At 49.3% G+C, this 20031-nt stretch carries 15 protein-coding genes and 1 tRNA gene; 15 read left to right on the top strand and 1 reads right to left on the bottom strand.

Features of this window, described 5'->3' with window-relative positions:
• Window positions 1-3 precede the first annotated feature (3 nt).
• Entirely contained in the window at window positions 4-2019 is a 2016-nt protein-coding gene (locus tag BQ5453_RS00160; RefSeq protein WP_161942387.1) for a TonB-dependent receptor plug domain-containing protein, read from the bottom strand.
• A 304-nt stretch (window positions 2020-2323) separates the two neighbouring features.
• On the opposite strand from BQ5453_RS00160, the gene asnA reads away from it, so the two are divergent.
• From asnA to BQ5453_RS00085, 15 genes are all read left to right on the top strand, one after another.
• A complete protein-coding gene (gene asnA, locus BQ5453_RS00155) occupies window positions 2324-3361 on the top strand; it encodes an aspartate--ammonia ligase (protein WP_071121628.1) in 1038 nt (345 codons plus the stop codon).
• 1239 nt (window positions 3362-4600) lie between these two features.
• Complete coding sequence (gene xseA, locus BQ5453_RS00150; protein WP_074027628.1) at window positions 4601-6016, top strand: exodeoxyribonuclease VII large subunit; 1416 nt, start codon at window positions 4601-4603, stop codon at window positions 6014-6016.
• A gap of 411 nt (window positions 6017-6427) precedes the next feature.
• Window positions 6428-6628 (top strand): exodeoxyribonuclease VII small subunit, encoded by a 201-nt coding sequence (gene xseB, locus BQ5453_RS00145; RefSeq protein WP_022101355.1) that lies wholly within the window; start codon window positions 6428-6430, stop codon window positions 6626-6628.
• Window positions 6615-7391 (top strand): tRNA (guanosine(46)-N7)-methyltransferase TrmB, encoded by a 777-nt coding sequence (gene trmB, locus BQ5453_RS00140; RefSeq protein WP_022101354.1) that lies wholly within the window; start codon window positions 6615-6617, stop codon window positions 7389-7391. Before xseB ends, trmB begins: the two co-directional genes overlap by 14 nt.
• Before the next feature lie 138 nt (window positions 7392-7529).
• Complete coding sequence (locus tag BQ5453_RS00135) at window positions 7530-8630, top strand: Mrp/NBP35 family ATP-binding protein (RefSeq protein ID WP_071121627.1); 1101 nt, start codon at window positions 7530-7532, stop codon at window positions 8628-8630.
• A 6-nt stretch (window positions 8631-8636) separates the two neighbouring features.
• Window positions 8637-9785 carry a DUF2027 domain-containing protein gene (locus BQ5453_RS00130; protein ID WP_071121626.1) on the top strand — a complete coding sequence of 383 codons (1149 nt, stop codon included), beginning with the start codon at window positions 8637-8639 and terminating at the stop codon, window positions 9783-9785.
• A 218-nt stretch (window positions 9786-10003) separates the two neighbouring features.
• Window positions 10004-10867, top strand: coding sequence for a MotA/TolQ/ExbB proton channel family protein (locus BQ5453_RS00125; protein WP_022101350.1), 864 nt, complete (start codon window positions 10004-10006; stop codon window positions 10865-10867).
• A gap of 23 nt (window positions 10868-10890) precedes the next feature.
• A complete protein-coding gene (locus BQ5453_RS00120; protein WP_022101349.1) occupies window positions 10891-11502 on the top strand; it encodes an ExbD/TolR family protein in 612 nt (203 codons plus the stop codon).
• A 12-nt stretch (window positions 11503-11514) separates the two neighbouring features.
• A complete protein-coding gene (locus BQ5453_RS00115) occupies window positions 11515-12159 on the top strand; it encodes an ExbD/TolR family protein (RefSeq protein ID WP_022101348.1) in 645 nt (214 codons plus the stop codon).
• A 27-nt stretch (window positions 12160-12186) separates the two neighbouring features.
• A complete protein-coding gene (locus tag BQ5453_RS00110; RefSeq protein WP_022101347.1) occupies window positions 12187-13050 on the top strand; it encodes an energy transducer TonB in 864 nt (287 codons plus the stop codon).
• Window positions 13051-13824: 774 nt separating this feature from the next.
• Window positions 13825-13898: transfer RNA gene (locus BQ5453_RS00105), tRNA-Met, on the top strand.
• A gap of 183 nt (window positions 13899-14081) precedes the next feature.
• On the top strand, window positions 14082-16310 hold the full coding sequence (locus tag BQ5453_RS00100; protein ID WP_071121625.1) for an LptF/LptG family permease: 2229 nt from the start codon (window positions 14082-14084) through the stop codon (window positions 16308-16310).
• Window positions 16311-16425: 115 nt separating this feature from the next.
• Entirely contained in the window at window positions 16426-17634 is a 1209-nt protein-coding gene (locus BQ5453_RS00095) for a bifunctional 3,4-dihydroxy-2-butanone-4-phosphate synthase/GTP cyclohydrolase II (protein WP_071121624.1), read from the top strand.
• A 13-nt stretch (window positions 17635-17647) separates the two neighbouring features.
• On the top strand, window positions 17648-18373 hold the full coding sequence (locus BQ5453_RS00090) for a Bax inhibitor-1/YccA family protein (RefSeq protein ID WP_071121623.1): 726 nt from the start codon (window positions 17648-17650) through the stop codon (window positions 18371-18373).
• Between the two features lie 90 nt (window positions 18374-18463).
• On the top strand, window positions 18464-19651 hold the full coding sequence (locus tag BQ5453_RS00085) for a pyridoxal phosphate-dependent aminotransferase (RefSeq protein WP_071121622.1): 1188 nt from the start codon (window positions 18464-18466) through the stop codon (window positions 19649-19651).
• Window positions 19652-20031 lie beyond the last annotated feature (380 nt).

Here is a 20031-nt window from a genome sequence, read left to right as displayed (position 1 = left end):
GAGTTAATAATTTATTCTCACACCGGCGTAAGCCATGGCACCATGCACCGGTCCCCACACCTGTGTGGCGTCAAACTTGTCGCTCCACGGGTGTTCGGCGTGTAAAATGGGGTTGCGCTGCTTGTAGTTAGTAAGGTTTTCGCCACCCACATAAATGCTGAAGTGGCGGAACCAGCGCGTAATCTGCGCATTCAAGCTGGCATAAGCCGGGAAAGAGGTCGTCGCCCCCTCCACACCATTGGCCAGCAGGCGGCCGCCGCCGTTGAGCTGCGCCGTCACGTCAAACTGCCACAGTTCGAGCGGCGTTTTGTACGATACGGTGAGCAGTCCCTTGTAGCGGTTGGTAAAAGGCTTCTCCTGCACTTGGCCGCCAGTGTACTGGCGCACCAGGTTGTAGCGGTAGGCCGCAGTCAGTGTCAGGTTGCGCAGCAGCGTATAGGTAGCCTCCACCTGCATGGTGTGTGAGTAGCTGCGGTGCCCGTCAAGGTTATGCAGATAGATGTGCTGCACATCGGTATCGTAGTCAACCACCACCTGTTCGTCAAAGTGCGTGTAGTAGTACTCGGCGCTGAGGTCGAGAATGTGTCCGCCCACAGGCACCTTCAAGTTGAGGCTCGCACCATAGTTCCATGCCGCCTCTTGCTTCAGATGGCCCACAACCAGTTGGCGGTTGCTTGCCAGCAGATAGTTGAATTCGCCCAAGGCGTGAATGGTGCGGTACCCCTTGCCCGCCGACAACCGCAGACTGAGCACGTGGTTGGGGGCGTACTTAATGTGAAAACGGGGTGTGACAAAGGTGCCGTACATCGAGCTGTGATCCACACGCATACCGCCCATCACCACCCATTGCTCGTTAGGTGTAAAGGTGTATTGCGCATAGGCACCCGGTGTCGTCTCATGTTCGTCAAGCCGTTGCGGTGCCAGTTCCGTGTTATGCGTCAGGCGGTAGTGCTGGTTGTAGTAGTCGTGGTTGAGGCTCAATCCGGCCGACAGCTTGTGTGCTTCGGTAAAGTCCGTTTCAAACAGCAGCGAGGCATAGCCATTCTTTTGCCGCACATCATAGGTGCGGTGTCCGTATGTGGCGTCGGCATCGTGGTAACTGCCCGAAAGTATCAGCGCCAGGTTGGTGCCATGCGCTTTGTTTATAATAAAGGCATTCTTGGCAAAAGCAGTGAGGCGTGTCGTCTCCATGTCAATGCCGTAGCGTTCGCTGCCCTCGTGTGCTGCGTGCTTGGTTTGGCCCCCTTCGCGCTTTTCGTTAAGGCCGCCCACGGCAGCTTGAAAAATGTAGCGGTCGCCCACCCATGCCCAACGGTTCATCAAGTTGCCTTGACGCACATTCGGCTTGTCAAGAAAGCCGTCGTGGTTTTCGTCGTGGTGACCAAAGTTATTCTCATAGTGCGCCAGCACGCCCGTGCTGAGTTTCTTTTGCTTAAAATGCACATTGCCGCCAAAGTTAGCCTCAATGCGGCTCTTGGTGTCGCCATACAGGTTAACCTCCATCGAGGGGTCGGATTGCGGTTTTTTATATTCCACGTTAATCTGTCCCGTAATGCTCTCATAGCCGTTCTTTACCGAGGCGCTGCCCTTCGACACCTGTATGCTCTGCATCCAAGGTCCCGGAACGTAGCCCAAAGCGTAAGGCACAGCGGCTCCTCTGAAGTCGGGAATGTTCTCGCTCAGCATTTGCACATAGCTGCCAGCCAGTCCGAGCAACTTTATTTGTTTGGCCCCAGTGGCGGCATCGCTGTAACTCACGTCCACCGAAGGGTTGGTGGTAAAACTCTCGCCCAGATTGCAGCAAGCAGCCTTGAACAGTTCTGTGCGCGACAGTGTAAAGCCATTTTCGGCACCGCTCATGCGCGACACGCTTTTGCGCTTTCCCGTCACTTGAGCCTGGCTGAGCTCACGTTCGGGGGTGGGGGCTATCGAATCGTTAAGCACATCTTGTGCCTGAACTGCAATGCTTGTCGACAGGGCCAGCATTGGCAGTGTATGTCGTTTGGTCAGTCTGTACATGTTATTATGTTTGTGTCGGTTTATGGTGCAAAGGTAGGCACTATTGTGATGCCAGTCGTTACACAATTCCGCAAAAGTGTTGCATCAAGACAAGTATGCCCTCAATGTGACATGAGAACCCGAATAACAGTGTTTGATGTAACTATATGTTACAAAATATGTCATATAACATCACAAAACGTAAAGTATCGCGCAAAATATTTATCGTATAGAAATTATTTCGTACATTTGCGCTACCAAATAGTGCATTGCGGCATGCCGGGTGCACATATTCCTATGCAACCAATACATTATATAATAAGAAATGAGTCAGCTCATACACCCCAAAAACTACAAAGCCCTTCTCGATATGCACAAAACCGAGCAAGGCATCAAACTCATAAAGGACTTTTTTCAGCAAAACTTGTCAACCGAATTGCGTTTGCGTCGTGTCACCGCCCCCTTGTTTGTGATGCAGGGCCTTGGCATCAACGACGATTTGAACGGCATTGAGCGTCCGGTGACGTTTCCCATCAAAGACCTTGGCGACCGTAAGGCCGAGGTGGTGCACTCGCTTGCCAAGTGGAAGAGACTTACGCTTGCCGACTACAAAATTCCCACAGGACACGGCATTTATACCGACATGAACGCCATACGTGCCGATGAGGAGCTTGACAATCTGCACTCGCTCTATGTTGACCAATGGGACTGGGAGGCCGTCATCAACAAGGAGGACCGCACCATCGCCTTCTTAAAGGACGTGGTAGAGCGCATCTATGCCGCCATTCGTCGCACCGAATATTTGGTGTGCGAAACTTACGACAGCATCAAACCATTCTTACCCCAAAAGATACACTTCGTGCACAGCGAGGATTTGCTGCAGATGTATCCCGACATGACACCCAAGGAACGTGAGGACGCTATTTGCAAAAAGTATGGCGCAGTGTTTGTGATAGGCATTGGTGGTAAACTGTCAGATGGTAAAAAGCACGACGGACGTGCCCCGGACTACGACGACTGGTCTACCGTGTCTGAAGATGGTTATGCCGGACTCAATGGTGACATACTGATATGGTACCCCGTGCTTGAACGTTCATTTGAGCTCTCGTCAATGGGTGTGCGTGTGGACAAGGCCGCCCTGTTGCGTCAACTCGAAATTGAGGGTGAGGAGGAACGCGAAAAGTTGTATTTCCACCAGCGTTTGCTCAACGACGAATTGCCTCTGTCAATAGGTGGCGGTATTGGTCAGAGCCGTTTGTGCATGGTATTGCTGCACAAGGCACACATTGGCGAAATCCAGGCCAGCATTTGGCCCGAAAGCATGCGTAAGGAATGTCGCGAACTCGGCATGCCGCTGATTTAGTAGGTACTCAAAAAGTTTGTATCAACGGTAATAGAGTCGATGATTGGCAGTTTTGCCCCCATCGTCTCTATTACCGTTTATTGTTGTCTGTTGTTGCCCGGTAAAACGTAGACATGCGAACGGAGTTAGGCACCCAAGGCTACCGCCAAGCGCAACCATCAAAGGCAAGCATCAAACGCAAGCACAAAACGCTACCACAAAACGCAAGCACTAAATGCTACCACTAAACGCAAGCACTAAACGCAAGCTCTAATGGGGGCGACGCGTCTCGCGTCGGGGTAATGAAAGGAAAAAGTACGACCTCTACTAAATAAAAGTTGCATCTTTTCCCCGACGCGAGACGCGTCGCCCCCATTAGAGGTAGCGTTTTGTGCTTGCGTTTTGTGCTTGCGTTTTGTGGTAGCGCTTGGTGCTTGAGTCCGTTCGCATGTTTACGTTTCACCAGGCTGCAATAATTGCTGTCAAAGATTCCTCCACCTCCATATTTTTGTTTGTGACAGATAATCTGCCATCTTACACAAAACGTGTGTAAGTATCTGATAACTAATTTGTTATGCAGTGTAGGATAATAAAAAAACATCTTACACACCGCTTGCACACCAAATGCCATGCAGATGGGAAAATGCGTTGCGCGAGAGCGGCAGCACACCAACGGGAGGCAGAAAAATCTGTCGGAGCATCATACTTTCCGCTCCCCCTATGCCCGCATTCCGTATGGCCGTTGCTGCGTGTCCGTCGCCCGATGACGTATTTATAGAGTGACAAATGTGGGTGTAAGATGTGGTGTAGGATAGTGTAAGATGCAGTGTAAGATAGTGTAAGATGTTTTGAGATTATCTTACACTGCGTAATTCATTGGTAATCAAGGTGAAAGGACTAAAAAGTGTAAGATGCAAGAAAAGACTCTTTGCCTTTTGTGTAGTACATTGGCGTGCAGTGTGCAAGCTGTTTGCTGCGGCAAAGGTATGAGGTATTTGTCGTAAAAAATAGTGCCAGGGCGTGAGGGGCTGCAAAAGCACCTTGCACATTCGTATAAGTAGGTGTTCAAAATTATTTTATACAATCAGTAGGTGCCATTTTCACATTGAAAGCACATTCTCGAGGCGCATCTGTTCCCTTCGGCCTCAGTCACATAGCCCGCTATGCTCTCTCACCCGAAGGGAACATCTGCGCCCCGATAATGCACTTTCAATGTAAAAATAATTTTGAACACCTACTTATTATTCGTAACTTTGCTCTATGATAGACCCATTTGCACCCACATATCAGGATTTTGGACACGAACCGCAGCAAGCCAAGCCGCGTGCCATCACGCTGTTTGAACTCAACAGCCGCGTGCGTGCCACACTGCGCCAAACCATGGCCGACTGCTATTGGGTAGTGGCCGAAATAAGCGAATTGCGCGTGGCATCGAATGGACATTGCTACATGGAGTTCGTGCAAAAGGACGAAGCCAGCGGGTCGCTCGTGGCCAAGGCGCGTGCCAACATCTGGCGGCAAAATTATGTGATGATAACGTCACACTTCGAGCGTGCCACAGGTCAGCGGCTCGATGCCGGCATCAAGGTGATGGCCTGTGTCGTGCCAGAGTTTCATGAACTGTATGGCTTTTCGCTCAACGTGATAGATGTTGACCCAACCTACACTATGGGCGACTTGGCTGCACGCCGCAAGGAAATAATCCGTCAGCTCGAGTCCGATGGCGTGATGAACCTTAACAAGGAACTCCCCCTGCCGCGTGTAATCAGCCGAGTGGCCGTGGTGTCAAGTGCCACGGCGGCGGGCTACGGCGACTTTTGCAACCAGTTGCAGCAGAGCGGCTACGATTTCACAGTCGAACTCTTTCCGGCCATCATGCAGGGCGACCGCGTAGAACAGAGCGTGATAGCGGCGCTCGACCGCATAGCGGCACAGGCCAGTGAGTGGGACGTGGTGGTGATTATACGTGGCGGCGGTGCCACAACCGACTTGAATGGGTTTGACACTTACATGCTGGCTGCCAACGTGGCACAATTCCCCCTGCCTGTGCTGACGGGCATCGGGCATGAGCGCGACGACACCATCATCGACCTCGTGGCCCACACCCGCCTTAAAACCCCTACGGCAGTGGCAGCCTTCCTGATAGAGCGCCGCGGCAACGAACTGGCCATGCTCAAAGCTTTGCAGGATCGATTGTTGCAGGCCGTGCAACAGCGCTTGCAGCGTGATGGCCAACGGCTCACGCTCCTTGCACAACGTGCCAATTATGCGGCCATGCAGCAGGTGGCCTGGCGCCGGCAGCGCTTTGACAGTGTGTCGCATCGCTTCGAGCTGGCATCGTCACGCTATGTGAGCCGCCAGCGCGAATGTGTGCTGAAGTTGGGTGCCAAACTCGAACTCTTGATTCAGAGCAGATTGCAGCAACAACAGGGGGCGCTCGACAGATATCCGCAGCGCCTGCGCAATGCCGTAGACCGCGTGTTGCTTCAGGCACACCACCGTCATGACATGCTGCAACGCAGCATCAAGCTGGCTGCTCCCGACCGCATACTGGCCATGGGATTTAGTATCACCACCCATAACGGCAAAACCGTGCGCGATGCCGCTACACTGAAGCCGGGTGACGAATTGCTGACACGCTTCCAGACAGGCCAAGCCAAGAGTGTGGTGGAGTGAAGTGGTGGACAAAAGGGTCATTGGTGGCATTCGCCTTGCACGATGATTCAGTCCCCCGCTCTCTTGCCCAATCAGTAAGTAGAATTATACACAAATTTCGGATTTAGACGGGTACGGCCTGAATCACCGTGCAAGGCGAATGCAATCAGGATTGCTTGATTTGCTGAGCCGCAGCCGATGATGTCAATAAAAGGCCAAAAGCGCCGAACGCTACCTCTAATGGGGGCGACGCGTCTCGCGTCGGGAAAATATGCAGCTATTATTAGCGGTAGTAACGTTCGTATTTAACTCCTGTCTCTATCCCGACGCGGGACGCGTCGCCCCCATTAGTGCTTGCGTTTTTCGCAGCGACTTTTAGAGACCGTGCGAAACTAAATCCGAAACTTCAAGAATGATATTATATATGCACTTATGCCCCAAAAGAAATTGACCTACGAACAAGCCATGCAGCGGTTGGAGACCATTGTGCAGGGCTTTGAGCAGAATACGCTCGAGCTTGACCAACTGACGGCACAACTGGCCGAAGCGCAGCAACTTATAAAAATGTGCAATGACAAATTGCAGCAAGTAGAAACCGATGTAAAGCAAATACTCAATAATGAGCAAGAATAAACTCGCAAAATTTGCCGACATGGAGCGCTACCCGCACGTGTTTCAGGCAGCCGATGTGGCAACCAATGACACACCATTTGCCATGCGCGGGCGTTGGCACGCCGATTTTTTCAAAAACGACAACCCGATAGTGCTCGAGCTTGGTTGCGGCCGTGGTGAGTATACCGTGGGCCTTGGACGTCTGTTTCCTGATAAGAACTTTATAGGCGTCGACATCAAGGGTGCGCGTATGTGGACCGGAGCCACCGAATCGCTTGAGGCTGGCATGAGCAATGTGGCATTTTTGCGCACACACATTGAGTTTATCGACCGCTTTTTTGCCCCTGGCGAGGTGGCCGAAATATGGCTCACCTTTTCTGACCCGCAAATGAAGAAGGTGACCAAGCGTCTGACCTCAACCTATTTCATGGCGCGTTACCGCCGCTTTTTGCAGGACAATGGTTTGATACATCTCAAGACAGACAGCAATTTCCTTTTTACTTACACCAACTATATGGTGGAGGCGAACAAATTGCCTGTCGACTTCAAAACCGATGATTTGTATCACACCCTGGCTGCAGAGCAGGACGAGGAGGTGAAACAGATATTGGGCATACAAACTTATTACGAGCAGCAGTGGATTGCCCGTGGGCTGACCATCAAATATCTCAAATTCCAGTTGCCACAGCAGGGCGAACTCGTGGAGCCTGATGTGGAGATAGAATTAGACGATTACCGTAGTTATAACCGCAGCAAACGCTCGGGGCTGACTACGAGCAAGTAGGGTTCTGAGTTCTGAGGTTATGAGGTTATAAAGTAACCTTTGAGAGCTCGACAAACCTCGGTAACCTTATAACCTCAAAACTCAGAACTAAAACCTCATAACCTTATAACCTCAAAACTCATAACCTCATAAACCTCAATGCAATTATATCCAAAACTCATAACAGACGCCCTGGCGCAAGTGCGCTATCCGGGCAATGGCAAAAATCTGATTGAAGCCGGCATGGTGGAGGACGACCTCCGTATAGACGGCATGCACGTGTCATTTTCAATTATATTTGAAAAGTCAACCGACCCCTTCATGAAGTCGGTGCTCAAGTCTGCCGAAGCGGCAATCCATACCTATGTTGATAAAGACGTGGAGGTGGAAATCAAAACCAAAACCACGCAAGCCGCACGTCCCGAACCCGGCAAAATGTTGCCGCAGGTGAAGAACGTGATTGCCGTAAGCTCAGGCAAGGGCGGTGTGGGCAAGAGCACAGTGGCTGCCAACCTGGCAGTGGCGTTGGCCAAACTCGGCTATAAGGTTGGTTTGCTCGATGCCGATATATTCGGCCCGTCGGTGCCCAAAATGTTCCACATGGAGGCCGAAAATATCTTTGCCGAAATGAAAGATGGGCGACAAGTACTCATTCCCGCCATGAAGTACGGGGTGAAAATATTGAGTATCGGTTTCTTTGTCAATCCCGACACCGCCACATTATGGCGCGGCGGCATGGCATCGAATGCCCTGAAGCAGCTCATAGCAGATGCCGACTGGGGCGAGCTCGACTACTTCGTGCTCGACACCCCTCCAGGAACGTCAGATATACACCTCACTTTGTTGCAGAATTTGGCCATAACCGGTGCCGTGATTGTGTCAACCCCACAGGCTGTGGCCTTGGCTGATGCACGCAAGGGTATTGACATGTACCGCAACGACAAGGTGAATGTGCCCATACTCGGTTTGGTGGAAAACATGGCATGGTTTACACCCGCCGAACTGCCCGACAACAAGTACTACCTGTTTGGCAAGGAAGGCGTGAAACGCTTGGCCGAGGAGATGCAGGTGCCCCTGTTGGGACAAATACCCATTGTGCAAAGCATTTGTGAAAGTGGCGACGAGGGCGAGCCCGCAGCAGTGAAAGATGACACCATGACGGCGTTGGCCTTCCGCAATTTGGCCGAGGCTGTGGTGGCAGAAACCGAAAAACGTAACAAGGAACTGCCCGCCACGCATATTGTTGAAATGAAAAAGTAGTAAACAATGGTAAAGATAGGAGACAAAGTCCGCTTTCTGAATGATGTGGGAGGCGGCACGGTGACAGGTTTCCAGAGCAAGGACGTTGTGCTGGTGGCCGATGCTGATGGCTTTGAAATTCCCACCCTCGTAACCGAGGTGGTGGCTGTCGAAACAAACGACTATAACATAGCCAAGGTGGTGGCAGCACAGCAGAAAAAGAAAAAGGACGAGGCCGACAAACCCGCACCAACCTCGGTAAAGAATGCCTTGGCCGTGACGGACGACGATGAAGAAGAGGAGGAAACCGATGTGGCCGACAAGGAACTTACTTACCGCCCCATGGGGCAGGAGAGGAGAGGGGCCAACGAATTGAACCTTTGTCTGGCCTTTGTGCCCCAAAATATCAAACAGGTGAGCGACACCCCGTTTGAAGCCTACTTGGTGAACGATTGCAATTACTTTATACATTATATATTGCTCACCTACGAAGGCAAAGCTGTAACGGTGCGCCATGAGGGTGAAATTGCGCCCAACACCAAGGTGTTGCTCGAAGAGTTTCAGCGTAACCGCTTAGAAGAGTGGGAGCGCGTGACCATACAGACCTTGGCTTTTAAGCGCGACAAGGCATTTATGCCCAAACCGGCGTACAGCGTTAATCTGCGCATAGATGGCACAAAGTTTTACAAGCTCCATGCCTTCCAGTCCACCATGTTCTTCAATACCCCTGCTTTGGCGTACGACGTCATAAAGGACGACCGTCCGGCACGTGCCATGTTTGTTGATGCCGAAGAGTTGCGTGAAGCCATGCAGTCGCCCGAGGAACAACTGCACCCCGAGGAGCACAAGGTGAGCGGTGCCGAAAAACGTGCCCGCCAGAAACAAGATCGCAATGCCGTGGTGGAGGTAGACTTGCATGCTACCGAGCTGCTCGACACCATGGTGGGACTCGAGCCAAAGGATATACTGGACTACCAAATAAAGGTGTTTCGCGACACCCTTGACGAACATGCCAAGGAGCATGGACGCCGCATCGTGTTTATACACGGCAAGGGAGAGGGCGTGCTGCGCAATGCGCTGATTAAAGAATTGCGCACACACTACAAGCAATGCCGCTACCAAGATGCCTCGTTTCGGGAGTACGGCTATGGCGCCACGATGGTAACCATTCCTTGACACGTTGGCAGACTCGCACAAATGCCCGTTATCACCGTCATTTTGTGTGATATGCTTTATAACACAAAATTAACCGCAAAAAAGTGACATGGAAAAGTCGTATTTGCTTTTTATGTGTTATCTTTGCCCCGAAATAAAGTGCCGTATGCTATATAGGTATGGCAAATCAACTGAAAACAAACAACTAAAATTTCTACAAACAATTAATCTTTACAACAATGGCAACTACAAATGCTAGCGCACCCAAGGGTGCACCCAAACAATCAAAGGGCTTTACCGGCATCAAGTCTGGTTTCGCCGTAATCATCGTATGTGCAGTCATCGCAGTATGTCTCTACCTCTTCGGTGCTGGTTATCTTGGCAACTTTAAGGGTGCTGACAACGATCCCGCAATGTTCTCTGTACTCTCAGACAATACTTACGAACCTGCTGGTATTCTTGGTACTGTATACAAAGGTGGTTTCGTTGTACCTATCATTTGGACTTTGTTCGTAACTGTAGTGGCTTTGGCCATCGAACGTTTCTTTGCTATCCGCAATGCTTACGGCCGTTCAAGCCTGACCAAGTTCGTTGCTGACATCAAGGTAGCTCTCAAGCAGAACGACCTCGTTAAGGCTCAGCAGCTCTGCGACAAGCAGCGTGGTTCAGTAGCCAACGTAGTAGGCGCTACACTCCGCAAGTACAAGGAAATGGAAGAGAACAACACACTGACAAAGGAACAGAAGGTGCTCTCAATCCAGAAGGAACTCGAAGAAGCTACAGCTCTCGAAATGCCTATGATGCAGGAAAACCTTCCTATCATCGGTACTATCGTAACACTCGGTACTTTGATGGGTCTGTTCGGTACTGTGCTCGGTATGATCAAGTCATTCTCAGCCATGGGTGCTGGTGAAGGTGGTGCTGACTCTTCAGCCCTTTCAGTAGGTATCTCTGAGGCCCTTGTAAATACTGCCTCTGGTATCGCAACTGGTGCGCTCGCCGTTATCGCTTACAACTACTACACTAACAAGATCGACCGCTTGACTTTCAGCCTCGACGAAGTCGGTTTCACTATCGTAGAAACATTCTCAGCAACTCACTAATCGCATAAAAAGGTATTTAAGACATGGGACGTTTTAAGATTAAAAAACAAGATACGTTCATCGACATGACGCCGATGAGCGATGTCATGGTCCTGCTGCTTACCTTCTTTATGTTGACTGCTACTTTCGTTAAGGAAGAACCCATCAAGGTGGTAACACCTGGTTCGGTATCTGAAATCAAGATTCCTTCTACCAACTTGCTCACCATCTTCGTAGAGAAGAACGGCAAGGTGTTCATGACAATGGACTCGCCCGAAGGCCTTACAAAACTCGCTGATGCGATGAACGAGGCTGGTAAGTTGAGCCTTTCACCGCAGGAAGTGAAGGAATTTGCACAGGTTCCTACATTCGGTACACCGCTCAACACCATCAAAGGTTGGTTGGCCAGCGGTGACCAAAAAAATGAACTGCTCACCAAGAGCAAAGAGGCCGGTATTCCTTGCGACAGCGTAAACAATGAGCTGAAAACCTGGGTAAGCACAGCACGTGAAGCGTGTGGCGAGAATATGCGTATTGCAATTAAGGCTGACAAGTCTACTTCCTACGCTGTAATTAAAAGAGTTATGGATTCTCTGCGCGAGATTGAGGAAAATCGTTACAACCTGATTACCTCACTCAAGGGCGTGGATAACTAAAATTTGAATGTTATGGCAAAATTAGGTGGAAGTAAACAAAAGAAAATGAGCTCGCGCGTGGACTTCACGCCGATGGTGGATATGATCATGTTGCTCGTGACATTCTTCATGCTTTGTACTACGCTCCTTAAACCGCAGACAATGGAGATTTCAATGCCTTCGGACAAGGAAGATGTAAAGGAAGAAAATCAGAGCCAGGTGGCCGCTTCGAAGGCTATCACTATCCTCATCGATGAGAATAACACGCTGTACTACTTTAAGGGTAAACCTGATGGTGGTACTGATATTCCCAACGAAGGTAAATTGTTCGCCACTACTTACGGCAAGAATGGCTTGCGCAAGGTGTTGCTCGAAAGCAACCCGCAGGCTGTAAAGGCTGTACAGGCATTGAAGGACAAGTACGCTCGTATGGTTACCTCAAACGTTCAACAAGAACAAAAGCAGAAAGCTCAGTTCAAGGAAGAACTCAACAAAATCAAAAATGCCGAATACACACCCAGTGTAATTATCAAGGCATCTGACAAGGCAACCTACGACAACCTTATTCAGGTACTCGACGAAATGCAGATTTGCAGCATTGGTCGTTATGTGATTGATAAGTTTGCAGACGGTGACAGACTCAAGATTGAGGCTCTCAAGAACGGCACTGCGCAGTAATAACAATAAGCTAAGTAACAAATAATTATGTCTAAAATAGATTTAGCATCAAAACAATGGTGTGACTTGGTCTTCGAAGGACGTAACAAAGAGTACGGAGCTTATCGTAACCGCGCCAACAAGGGCAAGTTCCAACTCCGTGCAATTATTATCGTCGTTATCATTATTGTGGCTGTAGCTGCTGCTTTGCTCGCTAAATCGGCAGTAGAGCAGGCTTTGGCCAAGAATAAGGATATGGCTTCTGAAGAGGTTACCGAACTTCAGGAATTGAAGAAGGATGAACCTAAGAAGGAAGAACCTAAGAAAAAAGAACCCGAACTCGAATACGAGAAGCCGGTTGAAAAGGTTAACGTAAAGTCGTCTATCCAATTCACCGTGCCTAAGATCGTTGAAGATGACAAGGTGGACCACTCAAAGGAACTCAAAACTCAGGATGAGGTAACTAAGAATAAGTTCGCCATTGCCGCTCAGGACTACGTCAACCCTAATGGTGACAACAGCGGTATCAACATCGACGATTTGAAGGAAAACCAGCGTGCCGGTGGTACGACTGTACCTCCTAAAGAACCCGAGGTTATGGATAATGCGCTCGTTGAGCAGCAGGCTACATACCCTGGCGGTGAGGCAGCTTTGATTCAGTTCGTAAACAAGAACGTTGTTTATCCGGCTATCGCTCAGGAACAGGAATTGCAGGGTACTGTAATACTCCGTTTCAAGGTAGATGTAGATGGTTCGGTAAGTTCGGTGAAGGTTGAAAAGTCGCTCTCACGTGAGTGTGATAAGGCTGCAGCTGACGTTGTACGCAAGCTCCACCGCTTTGTACCGGCCAAGCAGAATGGTCACCCTGTACCAGTTTGGTTCCGTCTTCCGGTTCGTTTCCGTATTCAGTAATACGCTTTATTACTTGAATTACGTATAAGATTATAAGCCGGGCAATGAACATGAGGTTCATTGCCCGGCTTTCTTGATTCTGCATTGGCTGTTTTCCTTTTTGTTGTCTGTTTGCAGAATGGCTTCATCAGTAGGCACACAACGCAAGCACTAAGCGCTACCTCTAATGGGGACGACGCGTTTGGTGATAGCGTTTAGTTGTTGTGCTTTGTGCTTGAAGAAACGCAAGCACTAATGGGGGCGACGCGTCCCGCGTCGTAAAAATTCAGTTGTTATTTAATGGAGTTAGTATCTTTCCTTCTTATTTTTCCGACGCGAGACGCGTCGCCCCCATTAGAGGTAGCGTTTGGTGGTAGCGCTTAGTTGTTGCGCTTTGTGCTTGAAGAAACGCAAGCACTAATGGGGGCGACGCGTCTCGCGTCGGGCATTTTACAGTAGCCCCGTCCCGCGTCGTAAAAATTCAGTTGTTATTTAATGGAGTTAGTATCAATTCTTTTTATGTTTGTAGTCTTGGCGCGATTTCCAGAGTAGGGTGTGGCATCGTTTTTTTGTCGGAATGTGGAAAATGTTATTTTATTTGCCCGTTTCTTGCTCCCTTTTGTTGTGTTGCCCATGTTGCTGAATATCAAAGCTTTAGTGCGCTTTGTGTACGTGTTGTATAGGTTGTGGCTGAAAAATTATTTCAAAAAAGTGCTTGAATAGTTTGCAGGTTTATAAATTTGTTGTACCTTTGCACTCGCAAACGAGAAACAACGACACTCGCAAGCCAATTATGGCGCGATAGCTCAGATGGTTAGAGCGCATGATTCATAATCATGAGGTCGACAGTTCAATCCTGTCTCGCGCTACAAAGCAGTTACAACACTTTGGTTGTGACTGCTTTTTTCTTATTTGTATTTTGTATTATCAGCGCGTATTTGTTTGTTTTGTGTTCTGTTAGCCCATAGCTCCGAAAAAAGTTGTATTTTTGCATAGTCATGCGGTATGGCATAGTGTCCGAGCGTGACTTAATATTGCATCATAATACAATAATGGTCATAATAAAGAAGTTAGACTGGTATGTACTCAAAAAGTTCCTGCTCGTGTTTGCAGGGGCTTTCTTTGTCGTACTCTTTGTTTTTATGATGCAGTTTACATGGCGTTATGTAGACGATTTAATAGGTAAGGGACTGTCGTTCGACATTTTGGCCAAGTTTTACTGGTATATGGCTCAAACTTTGGTGCGCGACTCTTTGCCCCTTTCGGTATTGCTGGCTTCGCTCATCACCTTTGGTAATATGGGGGAGTCGTTTGAGTTGCTGGCCATGAAGGCGGCAGGCATACCGTTGATACGCATCATGCGCCCGTTGGCCATTTTTGCAGCATTCTTGACGGGTACATCATTCTACTTTCAGAATTTTACATCGCCAGATGCGCAGATAAATATGCGCACGCTCCTGTTCAGCATGAAAGAGCAGTCGCCAGCGGTAGAGATACCCGAAGGTGTGTTCTACAATGGCGTGCCTAATATCAACATATATGTGCAGCGTAAGAACACGCTCACAGGCATGTTGTACCAAACCATAATTTACAAAACAGATCAGGGTTTTGACCGTGCGCAGATTGTGCTGGCAGATTCGGCCCGCCTGGAGGTGACACGTGATAAAATGCACTTGCGCCTGGAACTGTGGAATGGTGAACAATTTGAGAGTCTTGAATCGTCGGGCGGTGCAGCCACGCAAATGATGCAGAATGGTGCGCATGAGCCTTTCGACCGCGAAACATTCCGTTTCAAGACTTTGCTGATAGACTTTGACAGCAACTTCAACTTGATGGACAAAAGTCTGATTGCCGGTATGCCCACTGCCAAAAACATGAAGCAAATTCAGCAAAGCGTGGACTCGATGAATGCCGAGTTGGACTCTGTGGGACGGCAATATTACAAAGATGCCTGTGTGACATACTATCGACGTCCGCAGTTGCCAGCAAAGGACTCTGTGGCGTTGTTGAACTTGTTGCGGTCGCGCCAAGGGCAGAGCACACTCGCTTTTGACACGATTGTGGCTCATGCAGACCCTCAAAAACTACAGATGGCAAGGCAAATTGCACTGTCGAGCGTGAAGTCTGTTTCGGCAGATTTGGAATGGAAAGCCATGGGCGCAGACCAAGAACAGCGCAGCTTGTTGGGGCACGAGGTGGAATGGCATAATAAGATAACCTATTCGTTGGCTTGTTTGCTCTTCTTCTTTGTAGGTGCACCGCTGGGTGCCATCATACGCAAGGGTGGCCTCGGTATGCCAACCGTCATTTCGGTGGCCATATTCATTGTGTGGTACATCATTTACACCTCGGGCATGAAAATGGCTCGCGATGGCAATATCAACATGGTGCTCGGTATGTGGATAAGCACAATGGTCATTGCACCGTTCAGCGTATTCTTTACGTATAAGGCCAACAAAGATTCGGTTGTGTTCAACATAGATGCTTACAAGCATTTCTTCGTGCGCTTGTTTGGCTTGCGTACGTCACGTCACATCTTCAGGAAAGAGGTTATTATTGATGAGCCGCGCTTGGACAAATTGCCTGCAGAGATTGAGGCACTCATTGCAGCATGCAAGGCTTACAACGAGAAGACTAAATTGTTGCGCGCGCCAAGCTATGCGAATATATTCTTCCATCATGTGCCAGATCGTGTGGCAGAGCAGATTGACGAACAGATGGAGCGCATCGTTGAGGAATTGTCGAACAGTCGTAACCGCGTGGTGCTTGAGGTGCTAAATCGCTATCCGATATTATATACTCATGCGCACACTTCGCCTTTTGACAAAAAATGGGCCAATGTGGCGGCGGGGCTTTTTGTGCCGTTGGGCATAGTGCTTTGGTTTAGAATTTGGCGTTTCCGCCTGCGCCTTTACCGTGATATGCGTGTGATTGTGCGTACCAGTGAGCAACTCTTGGCATTGCTGCAGGGAAATACGCTCGTTGAAGGAGGTGACACCGTGGCCAATGGCGCAGCTGTATCGCCCTCGGGGGGCATAATCCAACGTTGGACTTTGAACCGGCGTGTTGTCATAACCTTGCTGGCTGCTGTTTTGTTGGCCATGGCCGGTTATGGCGGTTGGCACGCTTGGCGCCGGTATCAGTATAAACGCTACATGCAGGAGCATGGCGAACTCACGCCGAATACCCCCAAACAGCCCGATGGCGGTGTTGCGCCCGGCCAATTGCCTCTTGGAAATGGCGCACCGCTTCCCTTGCGATTGCCGCAACAGGCGCCTTGACAAATAGTGGAGTGGGGACTGGCACAGGCCCGTTTTATGCGTGTGGCCTCACTGTGGTTTGTTGGCAAACATTAGGCTATGCACACTCAAATAAGATAATATAATACGAAACATAATGAGCTCATTCAAACTTGCTTCGATTGAGGAAGCTATACAAGATTTCAAAAAAGGACAATTCGTTATTGTAGTAGATGACGAGGACCGCGAAAACGAGGGCGACCTGATTATGGCTGCCGAATTGGTGACACCCGAGCATGTGAATTTTATGTTGCGCAATGGCCGTGGTGTGTTGTGTGCGCCTGTTACCATAGAGCGTTGCAACCAATTGGGGCTTGAACATCAGGTGCAGACCAATACCAGTATGCTTGGCACCCCGTTTACGGTAACAGTCGATCTGCTCGAGGGGTGTACTACTGGTGTAAGTTGCCATGACCGTGCAGCTACCATACGTGCCCTGGCCAACTCCGACAGTCGGCCTGAGAGTTTTGGACGACCGGGACATATCAACCCCCTTTATGCACAAGATCGTGGCGTGTTGGCACGTGCCGGACATACCGAAGCTGCAGTAGACCTTGCCCGTTTGGCCGGCATGCAACCTGCCGCTTGCTTGATAGAGATACTTAATGAAGATGGAACTATGGCGCGTATGCCGCAGTTGCAGGCGTTTGCCGAACGCGAGGGCTTGCATATCATCACCATCAAGGACCTTATAGCCTACCGCCTTAAAACGGAATGCCTTGTTGAAAAAGGAGAAGAGGTGGATATGCCTACCGAATATGGTCACTTCCGTTTGATACCGTTCCGTCAAAAGAGTAACGGACTCGAACATATCGCTTTGATAAAGGGCGAGTGGGAGGCTGATGACCCCGTGCTTGTGCGTGTGCACTCATCGTGTATGACTGGTGATATTTTTGGTTCAGAGCGTTGCGATTGTGGCGAACAACTGCACAAAGCCATGCGCATGATAGAGAAAGAAGGCAAGGGCGTGGTGCTTTACCTCAATCAAGAGGGGCGCGGCATTGGGCTGATGGCCAAAATTGCAGCTTATAAATTGCAGGAAGAGGGCTACGACACGGTAGATGCCAATGTGCATCTTGGTTATGACCCCGACGAACGTGACTATGGCGTTGGTGCACAAATACTCGGCATGCTCGGTGTGCGCAAAATGCGTTTGCTCACCAACAATCCTGTAAAGCGTGTGGGCCTCGAGGCTTATGGACTTGAGATTACTGAAAATGTGCCAATAGAAATTACGCCTAACAAGTATAACAAGCGTTACCTTGAAACCAAGAAGGAGCGCATGGGACACACTTTGCACTTATAAAATCTGATCGATTATGGAACGTAACATTTATGAATACAATCCCAATGTGGTTGAAGCTCCGCAGTCGGCCACGTTGAGCACGTCGTCGCTGATGACGAAGGTGTATCTGTGGATGACAATGGCTCTGGCTGTGACAGGTATGACAGCCTTTTATGTGGCAGGCAATGAGTCCTTGCTTTATACCATAGCCTCGAGCCGCGGCCTGATTTGGGGCATATTCATTGCCGAGTTGGCTTTGGTATGGATACTTTCGGCCAATATCATGCGTTTGTCGTTTGCTGTGGCAGGGCTGATGTTTGTGGCTTACTCTGTGCTCAATGGCGTGGCCATGTCATATATATTGTTGGCGTACACCGAGTCGAGCGTGGCTACGACGTTTTTGGTGACAGCCGGCACATTTGGCGCCATGAGTGTGGTCGGTTTTACTATTAAAAAGGACCTCTCGGCATTTGGCCGCCTTTTAATCATGGTTCTGTTTGGCCTTATTATAGCCACTGTGGTCAATATGTTTGTGGCCAGCAGCACGTTAGATTGGGCTTTGACATACATTGGCGTGTTCTTGTTTTGCGGTCTGACTGCTTATGACACGCAGAAAATGAAGGAAATACTTCGCCAGAGCGAGGGCGCAGGCGATACAAACATGCTGAAAATAGCTTTGTTGTGCAGTCTTTCGCTTTATTTGGACTTTATCAACTTATTCTTGTATCTGCTCCGCATTTTGGGTGACAGACGCAGCTGATTATTAAAAAACGAAGGGGTTGGGTGCAAAACACATGAGGTTTGGCACTCGCCCCTTTTACACATACATCTTTAATACATATCTACAAAAATGCTTTCAACACTCGTAAACCGTTTGGCCCCTTCGGCCACCCTTGCCATGTCGCAAAAGAGTGCAGAACTCAAGGCACAAGGCGTTGACATTATCAACCTCTCGGTTGGCGAACCCGACTTTAATACCCCCGATCATATAAAGGAGGCTGCTAAAAAGGCTATTGACGAGAATTATTCGCGCTATTCGCCAGTGGCAGGTTATCCTGCATTGCGCAAGGCTATTTGCGCTAAACTCAAAAATGAGAACGGACTGGATTATGCTCCAGAGCAGATTGTATGTTCGAATGGTGCCAAGCAATGCGTGTGCAATGCTGTGATGGCCATCGTTTCACCGGGTGAGGAGGTAATTATTCCTGCACCTTATTGGGTGAGCTACCCGCAAATGGTGCTCATGGCTGATGGCAAGCCCGTATTTGTGGAGGCTACCATAGAGCAGGATTTCAAAATTACTCCTGCACAGCTCGAGGCTGCTATCACACCTAAAACACGTGCCATTATTCTTTGTTCGCCCAGCAACCCAACAGGTTCGGTATACAATCAGACCGAGCTTGAGGCTTTGGCCGAGGTGCTCCGCAAACACGAGGGTGTGTACGTAATCAGCGATGAAATTTACGAACACATCAACTATGTAGGCCAGCATGCTTCAATAGCTACTTGTGAGGGTATGAAAGAGCGTACAATCGTTATCAATGGTGTGTCGAAAGCATACGCCATGACAGGTTGGCGTATCGGTTTCTTGGCAGCCCCGATTGAATTGGCCAAGGCTTGCAGCAAATTGCAGGGACAGTACACCAGTGGTCCTTGCTCGGTGAGCCAAATGGCTGCTACTGCAGCTTTTGCTGGTCCGCAACAGTGCGTGGAAGATATGCGACAGGCTTTTGAACGTCGTAAGAACCTGATTGTAAAATTGGCAAAGGAAGTTCCTGGCTTTGAAGTAAACGATCCTCACGGTGCCTTCTACCTCTTCCCCAAGTGCAGCTACTATTTCGGCAAGACTGATGGACAGCGTGTAATCAAAGATTCTATGGATTTTGCCATTTATTTGCTTGAAGTAGGCCATGTGGCTACAGTGGGTGGTGCCGCGTTTGGTTCACCTGAGTGCTTCCGAATGAGCTATGCCACAAGCGATGAAAACATTGTTGAAGCCTTGCGCCGCATTAAGGAGGCTGTCAGCAAATTGAAGTAAAATCGAGTTGTGAATAGCAGGTCGGAATGCAACGTTCCGAATGCTTTTACATGAAATGACAGTATGTGCCGTTCAGGGTTGGACAAGTGTGCCACCTTGAACGGCATGTTGTTTTATATGTTGCGCGATTATTTTGCACAACCATCATTTTGCATTACCTTTGCAGAAAATAGGCAGCACCTCGGCATAACGTTCAAGCAAGCTTGACGTTCTGCGCTCGGTTTGCACTATTTTTGCACAAAATAGGCAGCACCTCGGCATAGCGTTCAAGCAAGCTTGACGTTCTGCGCTCGGTTTGCACTATTTTTGCACAAAATAGGCAGCACCTCGGCATAGCGTTCAAGCGAGCTTGACGTTCTGCGCTCGGTTTGCACTGCATT

It is taken from the genome of Prevotellamassilia timonensis, assembly GCF_900106785.1.
GTDB lineage: Bacteria > Bacteroidota > Bacteroidia > Bacteroidales > Bacteroidaceae > Alloprevotella > Alloprevotella timonensis.
The sequence above is the reverse complement of the archived record's forward strand: the minus strand, read 5'-3'. Positions and strand labels throughout refer to the sequence as shown.

Bases quoted from the DNA above. Each gene is read 5' to 3' on its own strand.
- xseB (WP_022101355.1), top strand. From the start codon at position 6,428: ATGCCCCAAAAGAAATTGACCTACGAACAAGCCATGCAGCGGTTGGAG.
- BQ5453_RS00085 (WP_071121622.1), top strand. From the start codon at position 18,464: ATGCTTTCAACACTCGTAAACCGTTTGGCCCCTTCGGCCACCCTTGCC.
- BQ5453_RS00090 (WP_071121623.1), top strand. From the start codon at position 17,648: ATGGAACGTAACATTTATGAATACAATCCCAATGTGGTTGAAGCTCCG.
- BQ5453_RS00100 (WP_071121625.1), top strand. From the start codon at position 14,082: ATGGTCATAATAAAGAAGTTAGACTGGTATGTACTCAAAAAGTTCCTG.
- asnA (WP_071121628.1), top strand. From the start codon at position 2,324: ATGAGTCAGCTCATACACCCCAAAAACTACAAAGCCCTTCTCGATATG.
- xseA (WP_074027628.1), top strand. From the start codon at position 4,601: ATGATAGACCCATTTGCACCCACATATCAGGATTTTGGACACGAACCG.
- BQ5453_RS00135 (WP_071121627.1), top strand. From the start codon at position 7,530: ATGCAATTATATCCAAAACTCATAACAGACGCCCTGGCGCAAGTGCGC.
- BQ5453_RS00110 (WP_022101347.1), top strand. From the start codon at position 12,187: ATGTCTAAAATAGATTTAGCATCAAAACAATGGTGTGACTTGGTCTTC.
- BQ5453_RS00120 (WP_022101349.1), top strand. From the start codon at position 10,891: ATGGGACGTTTTAAGATTAAAAAACAAGATACGTTCATCGACATGACG.
- BQ5453_RS00160 (WP_161942387.1), bottom strand. From the start codon at position 2,019: ATGTACAGACTGACCAAACGACATACACTGCCAATGCTGGCCCTGTCG.
- BQ5453_RS00115 (WP_022101348.1), top strand. From the start codon at position 11,515: ATGGCAAAATTAGGTGGAAGTAAACAAAAGAAAATGAGCTCGCGCGTG.
- trmB (WP_022101354.1), top strand. From the start codon at position 6,615: ATGAGCAAGAATAAACTCGCAAAATTTGCCGACATGGAGCGCTACCCG.
- BQ5453_RS00125 (WP_022101350.1), top strand. From the start codon at position 10,004: ATGGCAACTACAAATGCTAGCGCACCCAAGGGTGCACCCAAACAATCA.
- BQ5453_RS00130 (WP_071121626.1), top strand. From the start codon at position 8,637: ATGGTAAAGATAGGAGACAAAGTCCGCTTTCTGAATGATGTGGGAGGC.
- BQ5453_RS00095 (WP_071121624.1), top strand. From the start codon at position 16,426: ATGAGCTCATTCAAACTTGCTTCGATTGAGGAAGCTATACAAGATTTC.